Genomic DNA, 19,953 nt, shown 5'->3' with positions numbered 1-19,953 from the left:
ACCATCGAGTCCGGACGAAGCCCGCGCTCGTCGATGCTGTTGCCTGCCGCGGTGCTCGTGCTGACACTCATCCTGGGTGCCGCGGCGTCGCTGCGGTTTTCGGCGGATTCCGATCCTCCGCCGGCGCCAGTTGCCGAGGCGGTTCCGGAGGCGATCCAACCTCCCGACGTCGTCGAGGCGCCCTCGGTTCCCCAGCCGCAGTTGCCCGTCGAGTCTGTCACCGTTGAACCCGAACGTCCTGCGCCCCAGGCCACGGTTGCCGAAGCGGTTGTTCCTGAGGCCGCTATCCCTGAGTTCGTTGTTCCCGAAGGTCGTGCGGGCCTCATCGAGGCGTTGCGCCGCGGCGAGCTGCGGCCTGGATCGCAGGCCGACATCGCCCGTTGGGCCACGGCGGCACGAGCTTCGGGACAATCCATCGAAACGGAGCGCCTGACCGGGGGCGCGATGGATGTCTTCGTCATCGAGAAGGACTTCATGGTTCCCGGGCGACTCACCGGGGCGCACGCGGTGATCTTCGTGCTCGATGCCGGCCGGCCCTTTCCCCGCGGCGACCTCGGCCACTCCCTCGTTCTTGATGTGCCGTCCGGGAGCTGCATCGGCGTCACCTGCGGGATCATGCTGTCGCGGTAGGCCGTTCGCCCGACGCTTTGTCGAAGGCGACTCGTCAGGGCGACACGACGGGCGCCACCAGCGACGGCCCCTCGTTGCGCGGATTCCCGACCGCGGGGCCCACGGCGTGCCAGCGCAGGGCCGGTCGCGGCGCCGAAGCGAGCAGGGGCTCCAGCGCCGGCGACGGTGCGGTGAGCCAATCGGCGAACTGCGAGGCCTGCAGCATCAGCGGGCGGCGGTGGTGCAGGGCGGCGATCGCGCCCTCGGCCGCTTCGGTGACGATGCTGAAGCTCAACAGCGGCGAACCATCCGGGCCGTTCCAGCGGTCCCACAGCCCCGCGAATATGAGCAGCGGGGCGTCGTCCGCTTGCAGGTAGAACGGCTGCTTGTGTCCCTGCGCATCCGTCACCCACTCGTAGTAGCCGTTGGCGGGCACGAGGCAGCGGCGACGTTGCCAGGGCTCGCGGAAGGCGGGCTTCTCCGCCGCGGTTTCGATCCGCGCATTGATCGTCGAAAAGCCGCCCTTTGCGTCCGGCGCCCAGTGCGGCACCAGGCCCCAGCGCATGGCGCCGGCCTTGGCGCCGCCGTGGCCGTCGCTGGCGATCACCCACGCCGCGGTGGACGGCGCGATGTTCCAGCGCGGCTCGACGGCCGCGTCGGGCACGGCAAGGACGAGCGGCTGGCTGAAGGCCCAGACCTCCGACCACGGCGCTAGCTGGGTGAAGCGACCGCACATGGTCGATGGCGTGGGATCGCGCCCGGCAGCGGACTGCCGGGCGCTTGGGGCTTACTGCGAGAGCGAGCGGTGCGCGCCTTGGATCAGATTGCGGGCGGTGCGTGCCACGCGGTTCTGGCCGAGGTCGGCGCTGCGGACGCCTGCGGTTCGCGGGCCGGCGGGCGGGGCGGCGATGGCCGGCAGGCCCTTGGCCTTGAGGGCCTCGTTGAGGGCCGGCAGGCGGTCCGCCATCAGCTTGGCGAAGTCGGCGTCGATCGCGGTGTAGTCGGCGAGCAGCACCTCGATGCGCGCGAGCTGGTTCTCACCCGGGCGGCCTTCGTAGCCCATCAGGGCGCCGTAGAGCTCGTCGGTGTGCTCGCGCAGGCGGATCTCGCCGGTGATGGCGCCGCCCTCGGTGGTCGCGACGATGCGCTTGCGGATCACCTCCGCCGCGGCGACGTAGGCCTCGAGGTCGGTACGAAGGGCATCACCTTCCGGCAGCGAGCCGCCGATCTGGCCCGCCATGCCGGCCGTGCCGGCGATGCGATCCATCAGGCCGCTCATGTCGCCGAACAGGCCGTGCACGCGCATGGCCGCGTCGAACTGCACGCGACGATCCTCCGCCGTGTAGCTGGCGCGACGGTCGAGGCCGATCTGCAGGGGCGCTTCGTACACGTCCTCGCCCTTGGTGAGGCGCACGGTGTAGGTGCCCGGCAGCACGCGCGGGCCCTGCGAGGCGTTGAACGCGGCCTGCGCGCCCTTCGGCACGCGCGGCGGCGGCACGCGCATCGACCAGGTCACGCGGTTGATGCCGCGCCGCTTGCTGGCGGGGATGGTGTCGACGACATTGCCGGCCGCATCGAGGATTTCGAGCTTGATCGGGCCGAACAGGTGGCGTGTCGGCTGGTAGTAGGTGATGACTGCACCGGAGGGCGCGCTCGGCCCGGTGAACACGGCATCGCCCGAGGACCAGCCGCCCACGCCGGCCATGCGCTGCTGCACCGGGCGCGAGGCGAGGAAGGCGCCGCGGCTCGCCAGCGTGGTCGCGTCCAGCGAGCGCAGCGGCGAAACGTCGTCAATGATCCACAGGCCGCGGCCGTGCGTGCCCAACACGATGTCGTTTTCGCGGTCCTGCACGGCGATGTCACGCACCGCCACGCTCGGGAAATCGCCGCCCTTGAACTCGGCCCAGCGCTGGCCGCCGTCGTTGCTGATCCACAGGCCCTTTTCGGTGCCGAGGAACAGCAGATCAGGATCGACCGGGTCTTCCTTGATCACGTGGGCATAGCCGCGGATGCCGTCATCGGCGCCGCCGATCCGTGCCCAGGTGCGGCCGTGGTCGCGGGTGACGAACACATGGGCGTCCATGTCGCCCCACATGTGGCGGTCCACGGTGACGTAAGCGGTGGCGGCGTCGTGGCGGCTGGCCTCGACCCACGAGATCCAGTTCCCGCTCGGCAGGCCGCGCAGGTTTCGCGTGACGTTGGTCCAGGTCTTGCCGTCGTCGCGCGTGACCTGGACGTTGCCGTCGTCGGTGCCCACCCAGATGGTGTTCGCGTCGCGCGGCGATTCGCTGATCGAGAAGATCGTGGTGTGCATCTCGGCCGACGAGTTGTCGACGGTGATGCCGCCCGACAGCTCCTGCTGCTGCTTCTTCGGGTCGTTGGTGGTCAGGTCCGGCGAAATGCGCTGCCAGCTCTGGCCGCGGTCACGGGTGCGGAACAGGAACTGCGCGCCGAGGTAGAGCGAGCCCTTGTTGGTCGCCGAGAGGTGCATCGGCGAGTTCCAGTTGAAGCGCAGCTTCTCGCCGGCGTTGGCCTTCGGCTGGATGTCGCGGGCCAGGCGCGTCTCGCGGTCGAACACGGTGATGTTGCCGCCCTGGTACTCGGCGTAGACGTAGCGCGGGTCGGCGTTGTCGGGCAGCACCCAGAAGCCGTCGCCGCCGTAGATGTTGTTCCAGCGGTCGTTGGTGACGCCGCCCGGGTAGCTCGAGTCGCCAATCCACGAGCTGTTGTCCTGCAGGCCGCCGTACACCTGGTACGGATCCTGCTGGTCGACCGCCACGCGGTAGAACTGCGAGATCGGCAGGTTGTCGGCCTTCCACCAGCGCGAGCCGCCGTCGTAGCTGTACCACATGCCGCCGTCGTCACCCATGACGATGTGCTGCGGGTTGGTCGGGTTCACCCAGACGTCGTGCGAGTCGGCGTGGGTGGCGCCGGCGGTGTCGGCGAAGCTCTTGCCGCCGTCGGTGCTGACGATCAGCCGCAGGTTGGTCTTGAAGACGCGATCGGCGTTGGTGGGATCGACGATGAGGTTGGCGAAGTAGAACGGGCGCCAGACCATCATCTGGCTCTTGTCGCGCTGCTCCCACGTCGCGCCGCCGTCCTCCGAGGCGTACAGCGCCGAATCCACGCCCTCGATGAAGGCATAGACGCGCTTCGGATCGGAGGGCGCGATCTCGACCTCGACGCGGCCGAAAGGCTTGGCCGGCAGGCCGTTGCTGCCCGCGGCCAGTTCGCGCCACGTGCTGCCGCCGTCGGTGGAGCGGAAGAGACCGCTACCCGAGTTGGCCGTCGGGCCCTCGCCGCCGGAGCGGAAGGTCCAGCCTTGGCGACGGAAATCCCAGGTGCCGGCGAACATCACGTCGGGGTTGCTTGGGTCCATCGTGAGGCCGGAGCAGCCCGTGGAAAGGTTCGGGCCCTTCAGCACCAGCTGCCAGGTCGCGCCGCCGTCGCGGGTGCGGTAGAGGCCGCGGTCCGGGGAATCGCTCCAGAGCTTGCCGGGCGCGCAGACGTAGACGGTGTTGCCGTCCTTCGGATGCACGAGGATCTTGGTGATGCGCTCGCTGTTCGGCAGGCCCAGGTACTCCCAGGTGCTGCCGCCGTCGCGCGTGCGGTACACGCCGTTGCCGATCGAGACCGAGTTGCGCGTCCAGCTTTCGCCGGTGCCCACCCAGAGCGTCTCGGGATCATTGGGATCGAGCGCGAGCGCGCCGATCGACTGCACGGGCTGCTTGTCGAAGATGGGCTCGTAGGTCGTGCCGCTGTCTTCGGATTTCCAGATGCCGCCCGAGGCGGCGCCGGCGTAGATGGTCACCTTGCCGGCGTCGGTATGCGCCGCGATCGCCGAGATGCGGCCGCTCATGGTGGCCGAGCCGATGTTGCGGGCGCCGAGGCCGGAAATGGTGGCGCTGTCGAAGCGCACGGCGGGGGCGTCGGCGGCCAGGGCGGTGCCGCTGGCGGCGAGGACGATGGCCGCGACCAGGGAATGGGTCTTCATGATCGTGTCCTCGGTCAGCGGGTGGGGAAGGCGAACTGGGCGGGGTCGATCTCGACGCCGGCTTCGATCTTCTCGATCTCGACCTTCTGCGATTTCGGACCGCCCTTGGGGCCGGACTCGATCGAGAACGGCAGGTACACGCCATTGATCCGCTCGTAGTTGCCGACGTCGGTCTCCTGCTCCTGCTTCACGCCGCGGACCGTCGTCTGCATGAGCGAGCGGATTTCGAGGAAGTAGTCCGGGTCGAAGTACATCGTCTGCACGTCGCCGTTCTTCAACGTCACCTTGAGCTTGTGCGCCTCGGTGCCGTCGACGTCCTCGGTGCCCTGGTACTCGACCTGGTGGCCCTTGGCCTGCCAGTCCACCAGCGGGCCGTCGAGGTCGGCGCAGTACTCGAGCGACTTGGCGTCGTCAGCGGACATGCGCTCCGGATCGCGGCGGCCCTGGAAGGGCGAGACGTTCCAGCCCGTGCCGCCGCCGTAGGCCGTGATGGCGGTCAGGCCCTGCAGCGAGATCTCGGTGCGGCAGCCGGCCCCGGCGCGAACGAGGTTGAGGTAGCTCATCTCGATCGAGAAGTCGCCTTGGGCGAACACCAGCCGACCCGTGGCGCGAAGCGCGTCGATCGCCTGGATCTTCTCGAGTCCGCCGCGGGCTTCGATGTTCTTCGCAATGAGCTCTTCGGCGCTCATGGCCGAAGCGGTGGATGCCGCCGCCAGGCACAGGCCTGCGGCCAGCGCATTCAGGATCTTCACCATGTGTCCTCCCCAGGACGCGGCGCGGTGGCCGCAATTGACTTGCTCTTCACCGATGGCAGTCTAGGCGCCGTTGGGGGTGGGCCCATAGGCCGGAAGTCACGTCGCGCCGCGGGGCATCGGGACGGCGGAACAGCGAGAGGGGGAAGGCCGTGGAATGGATCATCGTCTCGGCCTGCGCACTGCTGGCCTCGATGCTCACGCTGTTCTCGGGATTCGGGCTCGGCACCCTGCTGATGCCCGTGGTGGCGCTGTTCTTCCCGCTGGAGGTGGCCATCGCCCTCACCGCTGTCGTGCACCTCGCCAACAACGTCTTCAAGGCGGCGATGCTCGGAAGGCACGCGGACCGCTCGGTGCTGCTGGCCTTCGGCCTGCCGTCGCTGCTCGCCGCGTTCGTCGGCGCCTGGGTCCTGACCGCGCTCGCGGACCTGCCGCCGATCCTCCGCTACCCGCTGTTCGATGCCGAGCAGTCCGTGCATCCGGTGAAGCTGGCCATCGGCAGCCTGATCCTCGTCTTCGCCGTGCTGGAGATGTCGCCCCGCTTCGCGCGCCTGAGTGTGCCGAAGCGCTTCCTCCCGCTGGGCGGCCTGCTGAGCGGCTTTTTCGGCGGCCTGTCCGGCCACCAGGGCGCGCTGCGCAGCCTGTTCCTCGTCAAGGCTGGCCTCGGCAAGGAGGCCTACCTTGGCACGGGCGTGCTGGTGGCCCTCGCGGTCGACCTGAGCCGCCTCGGCGTCTACGCCACCGCCATGGCCGAACAGGCGGCCTCGATCGATTGGGGCTTGGCGGCGAGCGCCTCGGTGGCCGCGTTCGCCGGGGCCTTCGCCGGCACCCGCTTGATGCACAAGGTCACGCTGGTCGGGGTGCAGCGCCTCGTTGCCGCGCTGCTGTTCGTGGTCGGGCTGGGGCTCGTCAGCGGCCTGCTGTGAGGCCGCGCGGAGGGCCTAGCGCCCTTGCCAGAGCAACTGCAGGCCGATCGAACGTTCCGGCGCCAGGGCGGAGAGCACGTCGGCGGTGGCGAAGTAGCGCTGGTCGAGCGCGTTGCGCACGAACACGCGCAGCTCGAGGTCGTCGCGCAGCCGGAAACCCGCATCGAGGTCGAGGGTGTCGACGGCGCTCCGCGCCACTTCCTCGAAGCCGGGCCGCTGCATCCGCGAGCGATGCGCATAACGCACGGCGAAGGCGTGGCGAACGCCCTCGTGGCGCGCTTCGAGCGCCAGATCGGGCGGGCCGATGCCGTAGAGCGCTAGGCCGGTGCGCCGATCCTCGCCCCGCGTCCACGCCCCGCTGGCGCGCAGCGACCATCGTTCGTCGAGGCGGAGGTCGACCTCGGTCTCCGCGCCGTAGAGCCGCGCCTCGCCGATGTTCACGTAGCCGTTGAGGTCGCCCTGCAGGCGGGCCAGCTGGATGAGGTCGTCGACGCCCATCCGCCACACGTGCGTCGAGCCGGACCACGGGCCGGTGTTCCAGCCGAAGCCGAGGTCGATGCCCAGCGAGTGCTCCGAGCCGAGGTCCGGATTGCCGGCGATGTCGCCCTGCGCGGTCACGCCGCTGAAGTAGCGTTCCTCCAGTGTCGGGAAGCGGTAGCCGGAGGACAGGTTGAGCGTCCAACGCGTGCCCGCGGTCGGCCGCCACACGGCTCCGGCGGTGAAGGCGGCATCGGCATCGTCGGCCTCGGCGCCGCGCTGGCGCTGCGTGACGCGCGTGCCACGCGCGCCCAGTTCGAGGTCGAGCGTTGTGGACAGCGCCCAATTGGCGATCGCGAACACCGAGAGGTTGGCTTCGCGCGCGTCCTGCAGGCTGTACGTGCGGTTGGCGAGCGTGCCGCGGGCGTCGAAGCCGTCGACGTCGCGGCGGCCGAGGTATTCGAGCCCGAGGTTGTAATCCAGCGCGCCGGCCTGGAAGCGGCGCTGCAGCGTGAGGCCGAGGTCCGTGCTTTCGATCGAAGCGAAGGTGTCGGGCGAGCCCGGGCGCTGGTTGAGCGTGTCGAGGCGCTGCGCATGCCCGCGCAGGCCGAGTTCGAGGCCGTTGGCGTGGCGCAGGCGGATGCGGCCGATGCTGTGGCGGTCGATCGGGTAGGTTGTGCTGCGCGCGGGGAAACGGCTGTTCGACTTGCCGATGTCGGTGCTGCGCGAGGGCATCAGCAGGGCATCCACGTCGAGATCGCCGACGCGCGTGCGGACCTGCAGCACCGCCGAGTCACGCTGGTAGGCCGTGTTCAGTGGCGTGCCGTCGGGGGCCTCGGTATTGCCGGCCTCGTGGCGTGCCACGGCCAGCGAGAAGGCATCGCTGCCGGTCGCCGCCATGAGCAACTGCTCGTCGCCGCCGCTGGCGAGGCGGGCGCCCAGCGTCGGGCCTTCGAACCAACGCGGCTCGACCGACACCGCGCCGCCGAGGGCGCCCGGTCCGAAATGCGTGACCGCCGGGCCGCGCGTCACCGAGACGTCGCCGAGCAGCAGCGGGTCGACGAAGGACAGCGGAACGCCGGCGCGCCGTTGGGCGGTGATCGGCATGCCGCCCACCAAGGTCAGGATGGCGTTGCCGCCGTTGCCGCGGATCGAGAACGTTTCGAACAGACCGTTCTGTCCGGTGGCGGCCACGCCGGGCGTGCGGAGCACCCAGTCCTGCACGTCGACGGGCGCGGCGACGGCCTCGCGGTAGTCGAGCGTGTCGGTGGCCAGCGCGCTCGGCCAGTCGGCCGCGGTCCCTCGTGCGGTCACCTCGACCGGACCGAGCCGCGTCGGCGGTGCCTCGGCGGGCGGCGGGGGAAGCGGAGCCTCCTCGTCTTCCGGTTGGGCCTGGGCCTGCGGGGCGGCGAGCAAGGCGGCGAGCATCGCAGCGACCAGCGCACGGCGTTGTACAGCGTGGACCACGTACCGGTCTCCATGGCCGACGTCGCCGGCCTTCGGGGCGCGGCGAGGATAGCCGAGCCGGGTGCCGGCACCTACCCGGCGCGCAGTGCATGGCACACACTGGCGGCGCATCCCTCGGCGCCTCGACCGCCACACTTCGGAGACCTTGCATGAGAACCGCGACATGGATCGGCGCCCTGCTGGTGTTCGGCCTCGCCACGACGGCGGCGGCCCGACCGACGCCGGGCGTGCCGAGCACGCCCGAACAGCGTGCGGCGGCGTGGCAGCAGCACCAGCGCATGGAAGCGGCGTCGCCGTTCCGCGGCCTCGGCTGGCGCAGCATCGGCCCCACGGAGCAGGGCGGCCGCGTGATGGATTTCGCCTCCGTTCCGGGCCAGCCGTACACCTACTACGTTGCCTACGCGACGGGCGGTGTGTGGAAGACCACCAATGACGGCGGTTCGTTCGAGCCGCTGACCGACCGCCTGCCGAACACTGTCGTCGGCGCGATCGCCGTCGATCCGTCCGCGCCCGAGACGCTCTGGATCGGCAGCGGCGAACCGAGCGCAGCGCGCTCGAACTATGGCGGCCATGGCATGTTCGTCAGCCGCGACGGCGGCAAGACCTTTGCGCCCAAAGGGCTGGCCGGCACCGATCGCATCGCGTCGATCGTCGTCGACCCCCGAGACGGGCGTCGCGTGCTGGTTGCCGCCGCGGGCAAGCTCTATTCGCCCGGTGGCCAGCGTGGCGTGTTCCTCACCGAAGACGGCGGCGAGACGTGGACCCACGTTCTCGTGCCGTCGAACGATTGGACGGGGGCCAGCGACCTCGTGATCGATCCGAGCCGCCCCGACGTGCTGTACGCGGCGCTCTGGGACCGCCAGCGCGCGCCATGGCAGTTCACCGAAGCCGGCGACGGTTCGGGCATCCACAAATCGAACGACGGCGGCCGCACGTGGCGCCGGCTCGACGGTGGCCTGCCGCAGGGCGACACGGTGGGGCGCATCGGCCTCGCGGTGGCGCGCAGCCAGCCCGACACGGTGTACGCGACGATCGACCATTGGGCGCCCTTGCCCGAGGCGCTTCAGGACCTCGGTGATCGGCCGCTCTCGCCGCAGCGCCTGAAGGCCATGAGCCGCGAGGAATTCCTCGCCCAGGACCCCGCGGAGATCGAGGGCTTCATCCGCGGCGCCGACCTGCCGGTGGAACTCGATGCCAAGACCCTCCTCGACGGCGTGCGCGACGGATCGATCACGCTGCCGATGCTGATCAGCCGCCTCGAAGACGGCAACGCCGCGCTGTTCGACAACCCGACCTGGGGCCACACCGTGTGGCGCACCGATGACGGCGGCAGCACGTGGCGTCGCACCCACGACACGCCGATCCGCGAGGTCACCTATTCCTACGGCTACTACTTCGCCGAAATCGCCGTCGATCCGAGCGACGCCGAGCGCGTCTACACGATGGGCGTGCCGCTGATCGTCTCTTCGGATGGCGGCAAGACCTGGGAGGGCTATACCAACCACCCCAGCGTGCACGTCGACCACCACTCGCTGTGGATCGACCCGAATCATCCCCAGCGCCTGCTGCTCGGCAACGACGGTGGCCTGGACGTGAGCCACGACCGCGGCGTGACCTGGCGCAAGCTCGATGCGCAGCCCGTGGGCCAGTTCTACACGATCTACGCCGACATGGCCGAGCCGTACAACGTCTACGGCGGCCTGCAGGACAACGGCACGTGGAAGGGCAGCAGCCGCACGCGTTGGGAGCTCGGCGAGGACTGGTCCTTCCTCAACGGCGGCGACGGCATGTGGGTGGCGGTGGACGACGAGTCCGGCGACACCTACACCGGCTACCAGTTCGGCTACTACACGCGCATCGACCGCGAGGGCCGTCGCCACGACGTGCGTCCGCGCGCGCCGCTAGCCGAGCCGGTGCTGCGCTTCAACTGGAGCACGCCGGTCATCCTTTCGCCGCACGATGCGCGCACGGTCTACATGGCGGCGAACCGCTTGTACCGCTCGTTCGACCGCGGCCGCAGCTGGACCGCGATCAGCCCTGATCTCACCCGCTCCACGCGTCGCGGCAACGTGCCGTTCGCGACGATCACCAGCGTTTCCGAATCTCCGCTGCACTTCGGCCGCATCGGCGTCGGCACCGACGACGGCCACGTCCACGTGACCCGCGATGGCGGCGCGCGCTGGCAGCAGGTCGACGCGCGTCTCCCGGCGGATCGTTGGGTGAGCCGCGTGGAACTCTCGCGCCACGCCGAGGAGCGCCTCTACCTCGCCCTCAACGGCTACCGGCAGGACGACGACCGCGTCTACCTGTACCGCAGCGACGACTTCGGCAAGAGCTGGACGTCCATCGCGGCAGGCTTGCCGTCGGAGCCGGTGAACGTGATCCGCGAGGACACGGTGAATCCGGACGTGCTCTACGTCGGCACCGACCGCGGCGTCTACGTGAGCCTCGATCGCGGGCAAGCCTGGCAGGCCCTCGACGGCGGCTTGCCGAACGTGCCGGTGCACGACCTGTTCGTGCACCCGCGGGATCGCGAACTCATTGCCGGCACGCACGGCCGCAGCGCCTGGGTGGTCGACGTGCTGCCGGTGCAGCAGCTCGACGCCACGGTGCGGGCCTCGGCGGTGCACCTGTTCCACATCGACGGCCTGCAGGCTTCGCGCGACTGGCGCCGTCGCCCCGACCCGTGGTTCGACCGTCCGGAGCACCTGCCCGAGCTGCGCGGCACCTTCTGGGCGAAGCAGGCTGGCACCGTGCAATTCCGCCTGCTGGATGCCAAGGACCGCCCGTTGGCGCAGTTCGAGCGCGCGGCCATCGACGGGCTCAACAGCTTCGCCTGGGGCCTGCAGCTCGACGCGGGCCTCGTCGCCGCCGCGGAGAAGCAGGCCCTCGAGGCCCTCGCCGCCGACCAGCGCGGGCTGCGCCAGAACCAGCCCTACGCGGAATCGATCCGCCTCGGCCATCGCCTGTATCCGGTGCCGGGCCGCTACACGCTGGAGGTGGCCCATGCCGGCGCGACGCACCGCAGCGCGTTCGACATCGAGGCGCCGAAGGCCCCGACGCCGCGCTGGACGCCGCCCTTCAAGCTGCGTGGCGACGACGAGGGTGGTCGCACGCAGAACGACGAGCGTCCGCATCCCCGCGCCGGTGCGCGCGGCCGGCCGTTTGCGATGCCGGGGAAGTAATCGCCCGAGACCGAGCCGCCCGCCGCGCGATCAGCGCGGTGGGCGCGGGCCCGAGCGGGCCGGGGCGGTGCCTCGGCCTTTCGTCGCGAAGACGCCGTCGAGCTTCCGCTCCGCGCGGAAGCCGGCTTTTTCCAGCCGCTTGATGACCTCGCCAGGCACGTCACGGCCGCTGGTCTTGGCGTTCGGCGTGCCGGTGTAGTGGAAGAGTGGCGCGCCGGGTTTCAGCACGCGCGCCAGCTGGTCGTAGAAGGCTTGCGAGTACAGCTCGCCGGCGATGCCGAAGCGCGGCGGGTCGTGCAGCGCCGCGTCGAAGTGCGCGTCGGGCAGGGCGGTGATCGCCATCGACACGTCGCCTTCGGTGAGCGTGAAGCGCCCCGTGTTCGCGGGGTCGTCGACGTCCGGCGACCATGGGTTCAGGCGCCGCAGCCACACCACGCCGGGGTTCTTCTCGAAGCTCTGCACGTGGGCCGCGCCGTTCGCCAATGCGTGCGCGGCGTAGTAGCCGAGGCCGCCGCAGCAATCGAGCAGGCGCCTGCCGCGTGGCTGCACCAGCCCGACCTTGGTGGCCGCGTCGTCCCACGGGGAGACCTGCGCGGTCGGCAGCATCTTGATGCCGTCGATCTCGAAGGTGGGTGGGCCCCAGTCGGTCGGGATGAGCTTGATCAGCGCGCGGCCGAAGCGCTGCACCGGCTGCCAGTCGGTGCTGCCGCTGCCCGTGGGCAACGCGGCGTAGAGCGTGCGGTCCTTGAACGCGTCTTCGGGCGCGGGCCAAGGCCAGCGCGCGCCGCCCCAGTGGAAGCCTTCGGCGTCGAGCGCGATATCGCTCTCGGTGCGGCCGGCATCGAGCGAGCCGCGCCAGGCCGCGTCGCCGCGCGCGCGGGCAGCACGCAGCGCGTCGATGGCGTCGCGCGTGAGCAGGGGCGAGAGCAGGCGGCTCATCCGGGGTGGGCGTCCGCTGGCGCGGGGCGAGGCCGGTGCTTCAGGTCAGGAAGCGCGCTTCGACCGTGCCCTTGAGCTTGATCGTCATCGGACGGCCGCGGCGGTCGAGCGCCTTGCCGGCCGGTACCAGCACCCAACCCTCGCTGACGCAGTACTCCTCGACGTCGGTGCGCTCGTTGCCGTTGAAGCGGATGCCGATGCCACGTTCGAGGGCGGCGGCGTCATGGAACTTCGAGCGCGGGTCGTTCGAGAGGCGGTCGGGGGCGGTGTCGGTCATGGTGGAATCCGGACGGAAGTAAGGGACGGAACGGCGCGCATTCTACGCGCCGCGGACCCTCAGGCTTTCCGGACGAATTCGGACTTCAGCTGCATCGCCCCGAAGCCCTCGATCTTGCAGTCGATGTCGTGGTCGCCATCGACCAGCCGGATCCCGCGGACCTTGGTGCCGACCTTGATCACCGACGAGGACCCCTTGACCTTCAGGTCCTTGATCAGGGTGACCGTGTCACCGTCCTGCAGCAGGTTGCCGTTGGCGTCCTTCCAGACGCGCTCCTCGGGGAGATCGGCGACGGACGGATCGACTGTCCACTCGTGGCCGCACTCGGGACAGATGAACTGGCCACGGTCTTCGTAGGCATACGTCGAGCCGCAGCTCGGGCAGGGCGGCAGGGCGGACATGGCGGGCTCCGGTCGGCGGGGGGGTGCCCTAGGTTAGTCCCCCAAAGCGAAACGGGGCCGCAATGCGGCCCCGAGACGACGCGGATCGGTGCGGCTCAGCGCGCGCTGCGCAGGCGGGCGGCGCGACGACGCGAACGGGACTTCTTGCTGACGGACTTCTTCATGGCGGTGGCCTGGTGGCGGGAAAGGGCGCGCATTCTCCCACATCGGCCGCCCCGGTGCCCGGGGGCGCCGGACGCAGGGGTTATCCTGCCGGCCTTGTCCGAGGAGCCCCCCATGAAAAGCCGTGCCGCCGTCGCCTTCGCCGCGGGCGAACCCCTGAAAGTCGTCGAGATCGACGTCGCCCCGCCGCGCAAGGGCGAGGTGCTGGTGCGCATCACCCACACCGGCGTCTGCCACACCGACGCCTACACGCTGTCGGGTGATGACCCGGAAGGCCTGTTCCCGGCGGTGCTGGGCCACGAGGGTGCTGGCATCGTGGTTGAAGTGGGGGAGGGTGTTTCGAGCCTGAAGCCCGGCGACCACGTCATCCCGCTCTACACCGCCGAATGCCGCGAGTGCCTGTTCTGCACGAGCGGCAAGACCAATCTGTGCGTGGCCGTGCGCGCCACGCAGGGCAAGGGCGTGATGCCGGACGGCACCTCGCGCTTCAGCTACGAGGGCCAGCCGATCTTCCACTACATGGGCTGCAGCACCTTCAGCGAGTACACCGTGGTGGCCGAGGTCTCGCTCGCCAAGGTGAACCCCGAGGCGAACCCGGAGCAGGTCTGCCTGCTCGGCTGCGGTGTCACCACGGGCTTGGGCGCGGTGAAAAACACCGCCAAGGTGCAGCCCGGCGACACGGTGGCCGTGTTCGGCCTCGGCGGCATCGGCCTCGCGGTGGTGCAGGGCGTCAAGCAGGCGCAGGCCGGCCGAATCATCGCCATCGACACCAATCCCTCGAAGTTCGCGCTCGCGAAGCGCTTCGGTGCCACCGACTGCGTGAACCCGAAGGACTTCGACACGCCGATCCAGCAGGTGATCGTCGAGATGACCGGCTGGGGCGTGGACCACAGCTTCGAGTGCATCGGCAACGTGCAGGTGATGCGCGCGGCGCTGGAATGCGCGCACCGCGGCTGGGGCCAGAGCGTGATCATCGGCGTGGCCGGCTCGGGGCAGGAGATCAGCACGCGGCCGTTCCAGCTCGTCACCGGTCGCCGCTGGCTGGGCACGGCCTTCGGCGGCGTGAAGGGCCGCACGCAGCTGCCGGGCATGGTCGAGGACGCGATGGCCGGCCGCATCGACCTCGCGCCCTTCGTGACGCACACGATGCCGCTGGAGCGCATCAACGAGGCCTTCGACCTGATGCACGAAGGCAAGTCGATCCGCAGCGTGATCCATTACGGAGCGCGCGCATGACGGCCGCCGCGCCTTTCGAGTTCGCCGTGCCCGCCGGGCTGCAGCGCCTCGAACACCGCGCCTGCTTCGGCGGCTGGCAGGACGTCTACCAACATGAGTCGACGGCCACCGGCACGCCGATGCGTTTCGGCATTTACTTGCCACCGCAGGCCGCGCATGGCCCTTGCCCGGTGCTCTACTGGCTCTCGGGCCTCACCTGCACCGAGCAGAACTTCATCACCAAGGCCGGCGTGCAGCGCTACGCCGCCGAGCACGGGCTGATCGTGGTCGCGCCCGATACCAGCCCGCGCGGCGAGGGCGTGGCCGATGCCGACCGCTACGATCTCGGGCAGGGCGCCGGCTTCTATGTGGATGCCACGCAGGCGCCGTGGGCGCCGCACTACCGCATGCAGACCTACGTCGCGCAGGAGTTGCCGGCGCTCGTCGAATCCGCGTTCCCCGCCAACGACCGCCGCGCCATCAGCGGCCACTCGATGGGCGGGCACGGCGCGCTGGTGACGGCGCTGCGCCACCCGGGCCGCTACCGCAGCGTGTCGGCGTTCGCGCCGATTTCGTCGCCGACGCAGGTGCCATGGGGGCAGGAAGCGCTGGGTGCGTACCTCGGCGACGACCAGGAGGCGTGGAAGGCCTACGACGCCTGCGAGCTGATCGCCCGCGCCGCCGAGCGCCTGCCGTTTCGCGTGGACCAGGGCCTCGACGACGAGTTCATCGACCGCAGCCTGCGCCCGGATCGGCTGAAGGCCGCTTGCGAAAAGGCCGGGCATCCGCTCGACCTGCGCCTGCGTGCCGGCTACGACCACAGCTACTACTTCGTCGCCAGCTTCATCGGCGAACACGTGGCATACCATGCGTCGGCACTGAAGGCCTGAAGGAGCCCGCCATGCGCCTGATTCGCTTGCCGACCCTCATCGCGATGACGGCTTGGTTCGGACTGGCGTCCGGTGCTGTGCTGGCATCGGACACGCCAGCCTCGACCGATGCATCCGCCGCGCCGGCCGTGGCTTTCGATGCCGATCTCGCCAAACGGCACGGTGCGGACGAACTCGGCATGCGCCGCTACGTATTGGTGGTGCTGAAGACCGGCCCCACGCGCATGCCGGACGGCGAGGCGCGCACGGCGATGTTCGCGGGGCACATGGCCAACATCCAGCGCTTGGCGAAGGAGGGAAAACTCGCGGTCGCCGGCCCCTTCATGCCCAGCGACTCCGGGTGGCGCGGCCTCTTCATCTTCGCGGTCGAGAGCGTCGAGGAAGCGAAGGCGCTCACCGAAACCGATCCCGTGATCGTCAACGGCGAGATGGTCGCCGAGTACCACCCCTGGTACGGCTCGGCGGCGCTGATGGCCACTGCCGAGCTGCATGAGCGGATGGTGCCGCCTACGGCAGCGAAGGCGGACTGAGTCCGCCCTCGCGCCGGGAGGCTCAGGGCGCCGAGGCGGGTGGCGCGGCCCATCCATCCAGCAGAGGCTCGCGCGTCAAACGTTCGGCGAACCACTGCCCCGCCCGACCCAGTTCATTGGAGCGATACGCGAGTGCGAACACGGCGTCCGGGCGCGGCTGCTGCACGTCCAGTCGAAGAAGGGTGCCCCGCTCGAACTCAGGCGTCGCTAGGAAGCGGGGAAGGAAGCCGACGCCGAGGCCGGCGCGCTGCGCGTCGAGCTTCGCCGCCATGCTTGCAACCGTCAGCGTCTCCTGGCCGGCCAGCAATCCATATGTTTTCGCAGGACGGGCACGCGAGCTGTCGGCGACTCGCACCGCGCGATGCGGCAGCACAGCCGACTCGGGCAACGGCGCACCAAGCGCCTCGGCGTGGATCGCCAGGGGGTGGCCGGGCGCGACGGCAAAGTCAAACGCCACGGCCCCCAGCGGTGCGACGGCATACCCGCCGCCGGAGGGAATGCCGCCGGCGCCCAGCCCGGCGATGACGAGGTCAGCGCGATGCTCGACCAGCGCTTCCCAGCAGCCTTCCAACGACTCCTCGGCAACGCGGACCCGCGTGCCGGAACCCAGCGCATAAAAGCCTTCGAGTGCGGGGAAGATCCGCTGCGTTCCAAGCAGCGAGTCGACGACGATGCACAGATCGGTCTCCCAGCCGGTGGCGATTCGACCAAGTCGGCGCTCCGCAGCGGCGGCCAGCTGCAGCAGCCGTCGCCCTTCCTCGAGCAGGTCCTTGCCTCCAGGCGTCAACCGCGTCTGCTGCTTGGTCCGCTCGAACAGCTTGATGCCCAGTTCTCTCTCAAGCTGCCCGACCGTGTAGCTCAAGGCTGATGGCACTTTGTGGAGCTCGGCCGCCGCCTTCGCGAACGATCCGTGCCGCGCAATGGCATCGACGACGTAGATCGCGTCGAGCGAGAGGTGGGGGCGTGGGCTCATGGTTCAAGGAATTTGGGGGCGGTGTTCAATTCGGCTCGCTTTTCAATGCGAATGCACGCTCCTATGGTTCCGGGACTTTCCAAGAGGTGAACCCATGACGTGCAAGATCGGAACAACAGTTGTCGCGGCACTGGCTATGGCTGCGATCGGAAGATTGTGGCGCAAGCAGGTGTTTTGCGCGTCGTTGTGTCTCCTGGCATGGCCCACCGTGACGCTGGCGGCATCGGATCCGGCCACCCTCGGCCCCACGACCGAGGGCCCCGACGCGCGTGTCGTGACGATGACCTACCTGAAGTCCGCTCCCGGGAAACTGGGACAGCTTGAGCGCTATGTCCGTGCCAACTGGTTCGCGATGGACAAGATCGCCGTCGAACGGGGACTCTTCGTCAGCTACCTGTGGCTCGACACGGGTTCGGACGACGGCCCATGGAATGCCGTCGTGATGGTGACGTACCGCGACGCGCAGGGGTTCGCCGGCATCGAGCAGGAATGGGCCGGGATCAAGGCCGCCCATCGTGAAGTGCTCATCGATGGCGCCAAGCAAGCCGATCTCGGTCGCGTGGTCGAGAGTCGCGAGTTCTTCGAGCGTGCGCCTTTCGTCAACGTCGTCGCCGCAGGCAACCCGGCTGAAGGCGCCGCATCGGATGCCGATTCCCGCGATGAATCCGCGATCCGGGAAGTCGTTGGCAAGTACTTCGAAGCGGGCATCACCGGAAGCCCGGAGTTGATCCGCGAAGCCTTTCTTCCGACGGCAAGAATCGAGGGCTTGAGGGGAGGACGACTCGGCACCTGGTCATTCGACGAGTACATCCGGTTCTTCAACGGCACGCCTGCATCAGGCGCAGATCAGGTCGAACGAACGATCATCCGCGTTCTGACGCACGGCGACAGCGCCACGGTACAGTTGAGACTACGGTTCAGCCCCGCACAAGCGCTTGATGAGCAGCTCCTGCTGTTGCGCATCGACGGCCTATGGAAGATCGCCTACAAGTCGTACACACCCTCACGCTAGGGCTTCATCGTGCGTACCGCTTCGTCTGAAGGTCGTCGGAGTCCACCCGGGATGCGCGATGGCGGCAACTTCACCTTGAGGGCGTGGCGCCGATCGGCGTCTCCACCGCCTGCGGCACCTGCACCGCGGGCGCCGTCGAGAACGGCTGGATGCCGAAGCGCGGGTAGAGTTCGCTCGGGAAGTAGACGACGCCGTCCTTCATCACCATGCGGGCGTTCTTCAGCTCGCTCAAGGATTCCGTCGGGTCACCGGGAACGAGGAAGAAGTCGGCCAGCTTGCCGCGCTCGATGCTTCCGAGCTGCTGGTCCTCGCCGAGGTATTCGGCCATGTCGATCGTCGCGCGGCGCAGGGCTTGCGCCGGCGTGAAGCCGACGGCCTGGAACAGCTGCAGCTCGCGATGGAAGGCGAGGCCGCCGCCGAGGTCGGTGCCGGGGATCAGGAACACGCCGCGCTCGTGCATCTCGCGCACACCTTCGATGATCTTGCGGTAGGCGCCGGCGTAGGCCTCGCGGTCGCCGGGCGCGCTCATGTCGCTCCACGCGCGCTTGGCGTTGCGCTGGGCGCCGATCGGCAGGTTCGCGATCCATTCGGCCTGGCCGCTGGGCACCTGGCCGTCCTGGTTGAGCAGCAGGTTCTCGTGGATGGCGAGCGTGGGCTCGACGGCAACCTTATTCTCGACGATCGCGTCCATGGTCTTGCGAACGCGCGGCGAAGCGAGGTCCAGCTGGTCGAGGCGCTTCAGCGCGGTCAGGCGGAGGAGGGTGCGGGTGTCTTCTTCCGGCGTCAGCACCCAGCCCAGCATCACCTGGTTGATGTGGGTGAGCTCATCGTATCCGGCCTCGATCATCGCGTCGGCATTGGTGAAGGCCGGGATGTGGCCGGAAACGCGCAGGCCGAGGCGATGCGCTTCGGCCGCGGCGGCGGCCGACCAAGCCGGGTTCATGCTGTTGTAGAGCTTGATCTGCGGGAAGCCGCGCGCCGCGTACCAGCGCACCGCCTCGAGCGCCTGCGCCTGGCTGCTGACGAGGTAGCCGTTGTTGGAATTGAACGGGCTGCGGCCCTCGATGAACCCGGCGCGGGTGATGCGCGGGCCGGCGAGCTTGCCGGACTCGATGCTCTGGATCAGGCGATCGAGGACGTCGTTATCGTTGCCCATGTCGCGCACCGAGGTGATGCCGGCGGCGAGGTTGAGCACGGTGCGGTTCTGGCCGATGTGGCCGTGCATCTCGTACATGCCGGGCACCAGCGTGCCGCCTTCGCCCTCGACGACGACTTCCGGGCCGGTGCCGGTGGCGTCGAGCGGCTGGATGCCGCTGATGCGGTTGCGGTAGACGACCACGCTGACCGGCTCGGAGCGCGTGCCGGTCTTCGGATCGAACACGCGCACGTTGCGGATGCGCACGGGGTGCTCGTAGCGATGGGCCACCTCGGCCTGCATCGCGATGAAGCGCTGTTCACCGAGTTCGATGGCCAGCTGGCGCAGGCGTTCGGCATCGGCCTCGTAGCCTTCGCGGAGCACGAGGTTGCGGCCGCCGGACAGCACGGCGAACAGGTCGCCGTCGGCTTCGACCAGCAGGTTCGTCGGATCGAGGTCGAGGCCCGAGAGCGTGACGCGCTGGACGGTCTGCTTGTCATCGCCGCTGCCCACTTCCAGCGTGTCGCCCTTCTCCAAGCGCAGTTCGCCGCCGGGGAGGGTGGCGATGCGGCCGTCGGCATCGGCCATCAGCGCGCGGGCATAGACGCCCAGGGCCCAGGGCGTGCCGCTCTGCCCGATGTACAGCGCGCCGGTGGCGTTGGCCGCCTCGCCGGTGCCCACGGCGTCCTTCCACGTGGCCTTGCCGTCGGCGACGGCGAAGCGCTCATCGACCTTGCTGCCAAACGTCGTCGCGCCGGTGATCGACCATTCGACCGGAAGCCCGGCCTCGGAGAGGCGCAGCGTTTCCTTCATCGTCGGGCCGCGGCCGTTGTCCTTGACGTCGTAGTCGACGCTGACCGTGTCGCCGTCCACCGTGGCGTGCAGGTGGCCGATGGTGGCCTCCGGCGTCAGCACGACGTAGCGCTGGGTCTCGGCGGCTTCGGCGGTGCCGAGTGCTGCGGCGAGCGCGGCGAACAGCAGGGTCGATCGCATGGCGTGGTGTCCTCCC

16 protein-coding genes are annotated in these 19,953 nt (G+C 69.5%); 7 read left to right on the top strand and 9 right to left on the bottom strand.

Translation table 11 applies throughout. The features are described 5' to 3' along the window. The first annotated feature begins 33 nt into the window (after positions 1-33). Positions 34-630, top strand: coding sequence for a hypothetical protein (locus O9280_RS07505; protein ID WP_298340774.1), 597 nt, complete (start codon positions 34-36; stop codon positions 628-630). A 34-nt stretch (positions 631-664) separates the two neighbouring features. On the opposite strand, the gene O9280_RS07500 is transcribed toward O9280_RS07505, so the two are convergent. The 3 genes from O9280_RS07500 to O9280_RS07490 are packed head-to-tail and all read right to left on the bottom strand — an operon-like array spanning position 665 to position 5,358. Beyond that, positions 665-1,345: an SOS response-associated peptidase gene (locus tag O9280_RS07500; protein ID WP_298340772.1), complete on the bottom strand. Its 681-nt coding sequence runs from the start codon at positions 1,343-1,345 to the stop codon at positions 665-667. A 51-nt stretch (positions 1,346-1,396) separates the two neighbouring features. Then, positions 1,397-4,603, bottom strand: coding sequence for a hypothetical protein (locus tag O9280_RS07495; RefSeq protein ID WP_298340770.1), 3,207 nt, complete (start codon positions 4,601-4,603; stop codon positions 1,397-1,399). Positions 4,604-4,617: 14 nt separating this feature from the next. Continuing rightward, complete coding sequence (locus O9280_RS07490) at positions 4,618-5,358, bottom strand: hypothetical protein (RefSeq protein WP_298340768.1); 741 nt, start codon at positions 5,356-5,358, stop codon at positions 4,618-4,620. Positions 5,359-5,507: 149 nt separating this feature from the next. Here O9280_RS07490 and O9280_RS07485 point away from each other — a divergent pair, with 149 nt between their 5' ends. After that, the gene (locus tag O9280_RS07485; RefSeq protein ID WP_298340766.1) at positions 5,508-6,281 is read left to right on the top strand and encodes a TSUP family transporter; all 774 of its coding nucleotides are present in this window, start codon (positions 5,508-5,510) and stop codon (positions 6,279-6,281) included. A gap of 15 nt (positions 6,282-6,296) precedes the next feature. On the opposite strand, the gene O9280_RS07480 is transcribed toward O9280_RS07485, so the two are convergent. Next, positions 6,297-8,225, bottom strand: a complete 1,929-nt coding sequence (locus tag O9280_RS07480; RefSeq protein ID WP_298340764.1) for a TonB-dependent receptor — start codon at positions 8,223-8,225, stop codon at positions 6,297-6,299. A 149-nt stretch (positions 8,226-8,374) separates the two neighbouring features. On the opposite strand from O9280_RS07480, the gene O9280_RS07475 reads away from it, so the two are divergent. Beyond that, positions 8,375-11,410: a hypothetical protein gene (locus tag O9280_RS07475; protein ID WP_298340762.1), complete on the top strand. Its 3,036-nt coding sequence runs from the start codon at positions 8,375-8,377 to the stop codon at positions 11,408-11,410. 30 nt (positions 11,411-11,440) lie between these two features. Here O9280_RS07475 and O9280_RS07470 read toward each other — a convergent pair whose 3' ends face one another. The 3 genes from O9280_RS07470 to O9280_RS07460 are packed head-to-tail and all read right to left on the bottom strand — an operon-like array spanning position 11,441 to position 13,027. Continuing rightward, on the bottom strand, positions 11,441-12,349 hold the full coding sequence (locus tag O9280_RS07470) for an SAM-dependent methyltransferase (protein ID WP_298340760.1): 909 nt from the start codon (positions 12,347-12,349) through the stop codon (positions 11,441-11,443). Positions 12,350-12,389: 40 nt separating this feature from the next. Further along, positions 12,390-12,626 (bottom strand): DUF3297 family protein, encoded by a 237-nt coding sequence (locus O9280_RS07465; protein WP_297866445.1) that lies wholly within the window; start codon positions 12,624-12,626, stop codon positions 12,390-12,392. A 59-nt stretch (positions 12,627-12,685) separates the two neighbouring features. After that, on the bottom strand, positions 12,686-13,027 hold the full coding sequence (locus O9280_RS07460) for a zinc ribbon domain-containing protein YjdM (protein WP_298340758.1): 342 nt from the start codon (positions 13,025-13,027) through the stop codon (positions 12,686-12,688). Between the two features lie 276 nt (positions 13,028-13,303). Between O9280_RS07460 and O9280_RS07455 the strand changes: the two genes are divergently transcribed. From O9280_RS07455 to O9280_RS07445, 3 genes are read left to right on the top strand one after another with little or no spacing between them, the layout of a single operon-like run. Further along, a complete protein-coding gene (locus O9280_RS07455) occupies positions 13,304-14,425 on the top strand; it encodes an S-(hydroxymethyl)glutathione dehydrogenase/class III alcohol dehydrogenase (RefSeq protein ID WP_298340756.1) in 1,122 nt (373 codons plus the stop codon). A 38-nt stretch (positions 14,426-14,463) separates the two neighbouring features. Continuing rightward, positions 14,464-15,294, top strand: a complete 831-nt coding sequence (gene fghA / locus O9280_RS07450) for an S-formylglutathione hydrolase (RefSeq protein ID WP_298340807.1) — start codon at positions 14,464-14,466, stop codon at positions 15,292-15,294. A gap of 11 nt (positions 15,295-15,305) precedes the next feature. Then, a complete protein-coding gene (locus tag O9280_RS07445; RefSeq protein ID WP_298340754.1) occupies positions 15,306-15,824 on the top strand; it encodes a YciI family protein in 519 nt (172 codons plus the stop codon). 22 nt (positions 15,825-15,846) lie between these two features. Here the strand turns inward: O9280_RS07445 and O9280_RS07440 are convergent, their stop codons facing one another. Beyond that, positions 15,847-16,797 carry a LysR family transcriptional regulator gene (locus tag O9280_RS07440; protein ID WP_298340752.1) on the bottom strand — a complete coding sequence of 317 codons (951 nt, stop codon included), beginning with the start codon at positions 16,795-16,797 and terminating at the stop codon, positions 15,847-15,849. Between the two features lie 94 nt (positions 16,798-16,891). Here O9280_RS07440 and O9280_RS07435 point away from each other — a divergent pair, with 94 nt between their 5' ends. Continuing rightward, positions 16,892-17,809 carry a nuclear transport factor 2 family protein gene (locus O9280_RS07435; protein ID WP_298340750.1) on the top strand — a complete coding sequence of 306 codons (918 nt, stop codon included), beginning with the start codon at positions 16,892-16,894 and terminating at the stop codon, positions 17,807-17,809. Between the two features lie 70 nt (positions 17,810-17,879). Here O9280_RS07435 and O9280_RS07430 read toward each other — a convergent pair whose 3' ends face one another. After that, the gene (locus O9280_RS07430) at positions 17,880-19,937 is read right to left on the bottom strand and encodes an amidohydrolase family protein (RefSeq protein WP_298340746.1); all 2,058 of its coding nucleotides are present in this window, start codon (positions 19,935-19,937) and stop codon (positions 17,880-17,882) included. Positions 19,938-19,953: the final 16 nt, after the last annotated feature.

Origin of the sequence: Silanimonas sp. (assembly GCF_027531545.1) — a bacterium.
GTDB lineage: Bacteria > Pseudomonadota > Gammaproteobacteria > Xanthomonadales > Xanthomonadaceae > Silanimonas.
Note: the sequence above shows the minus strand (reverse complement) of the source record. Positions and strands in the feature narration are given on the sequence as shown.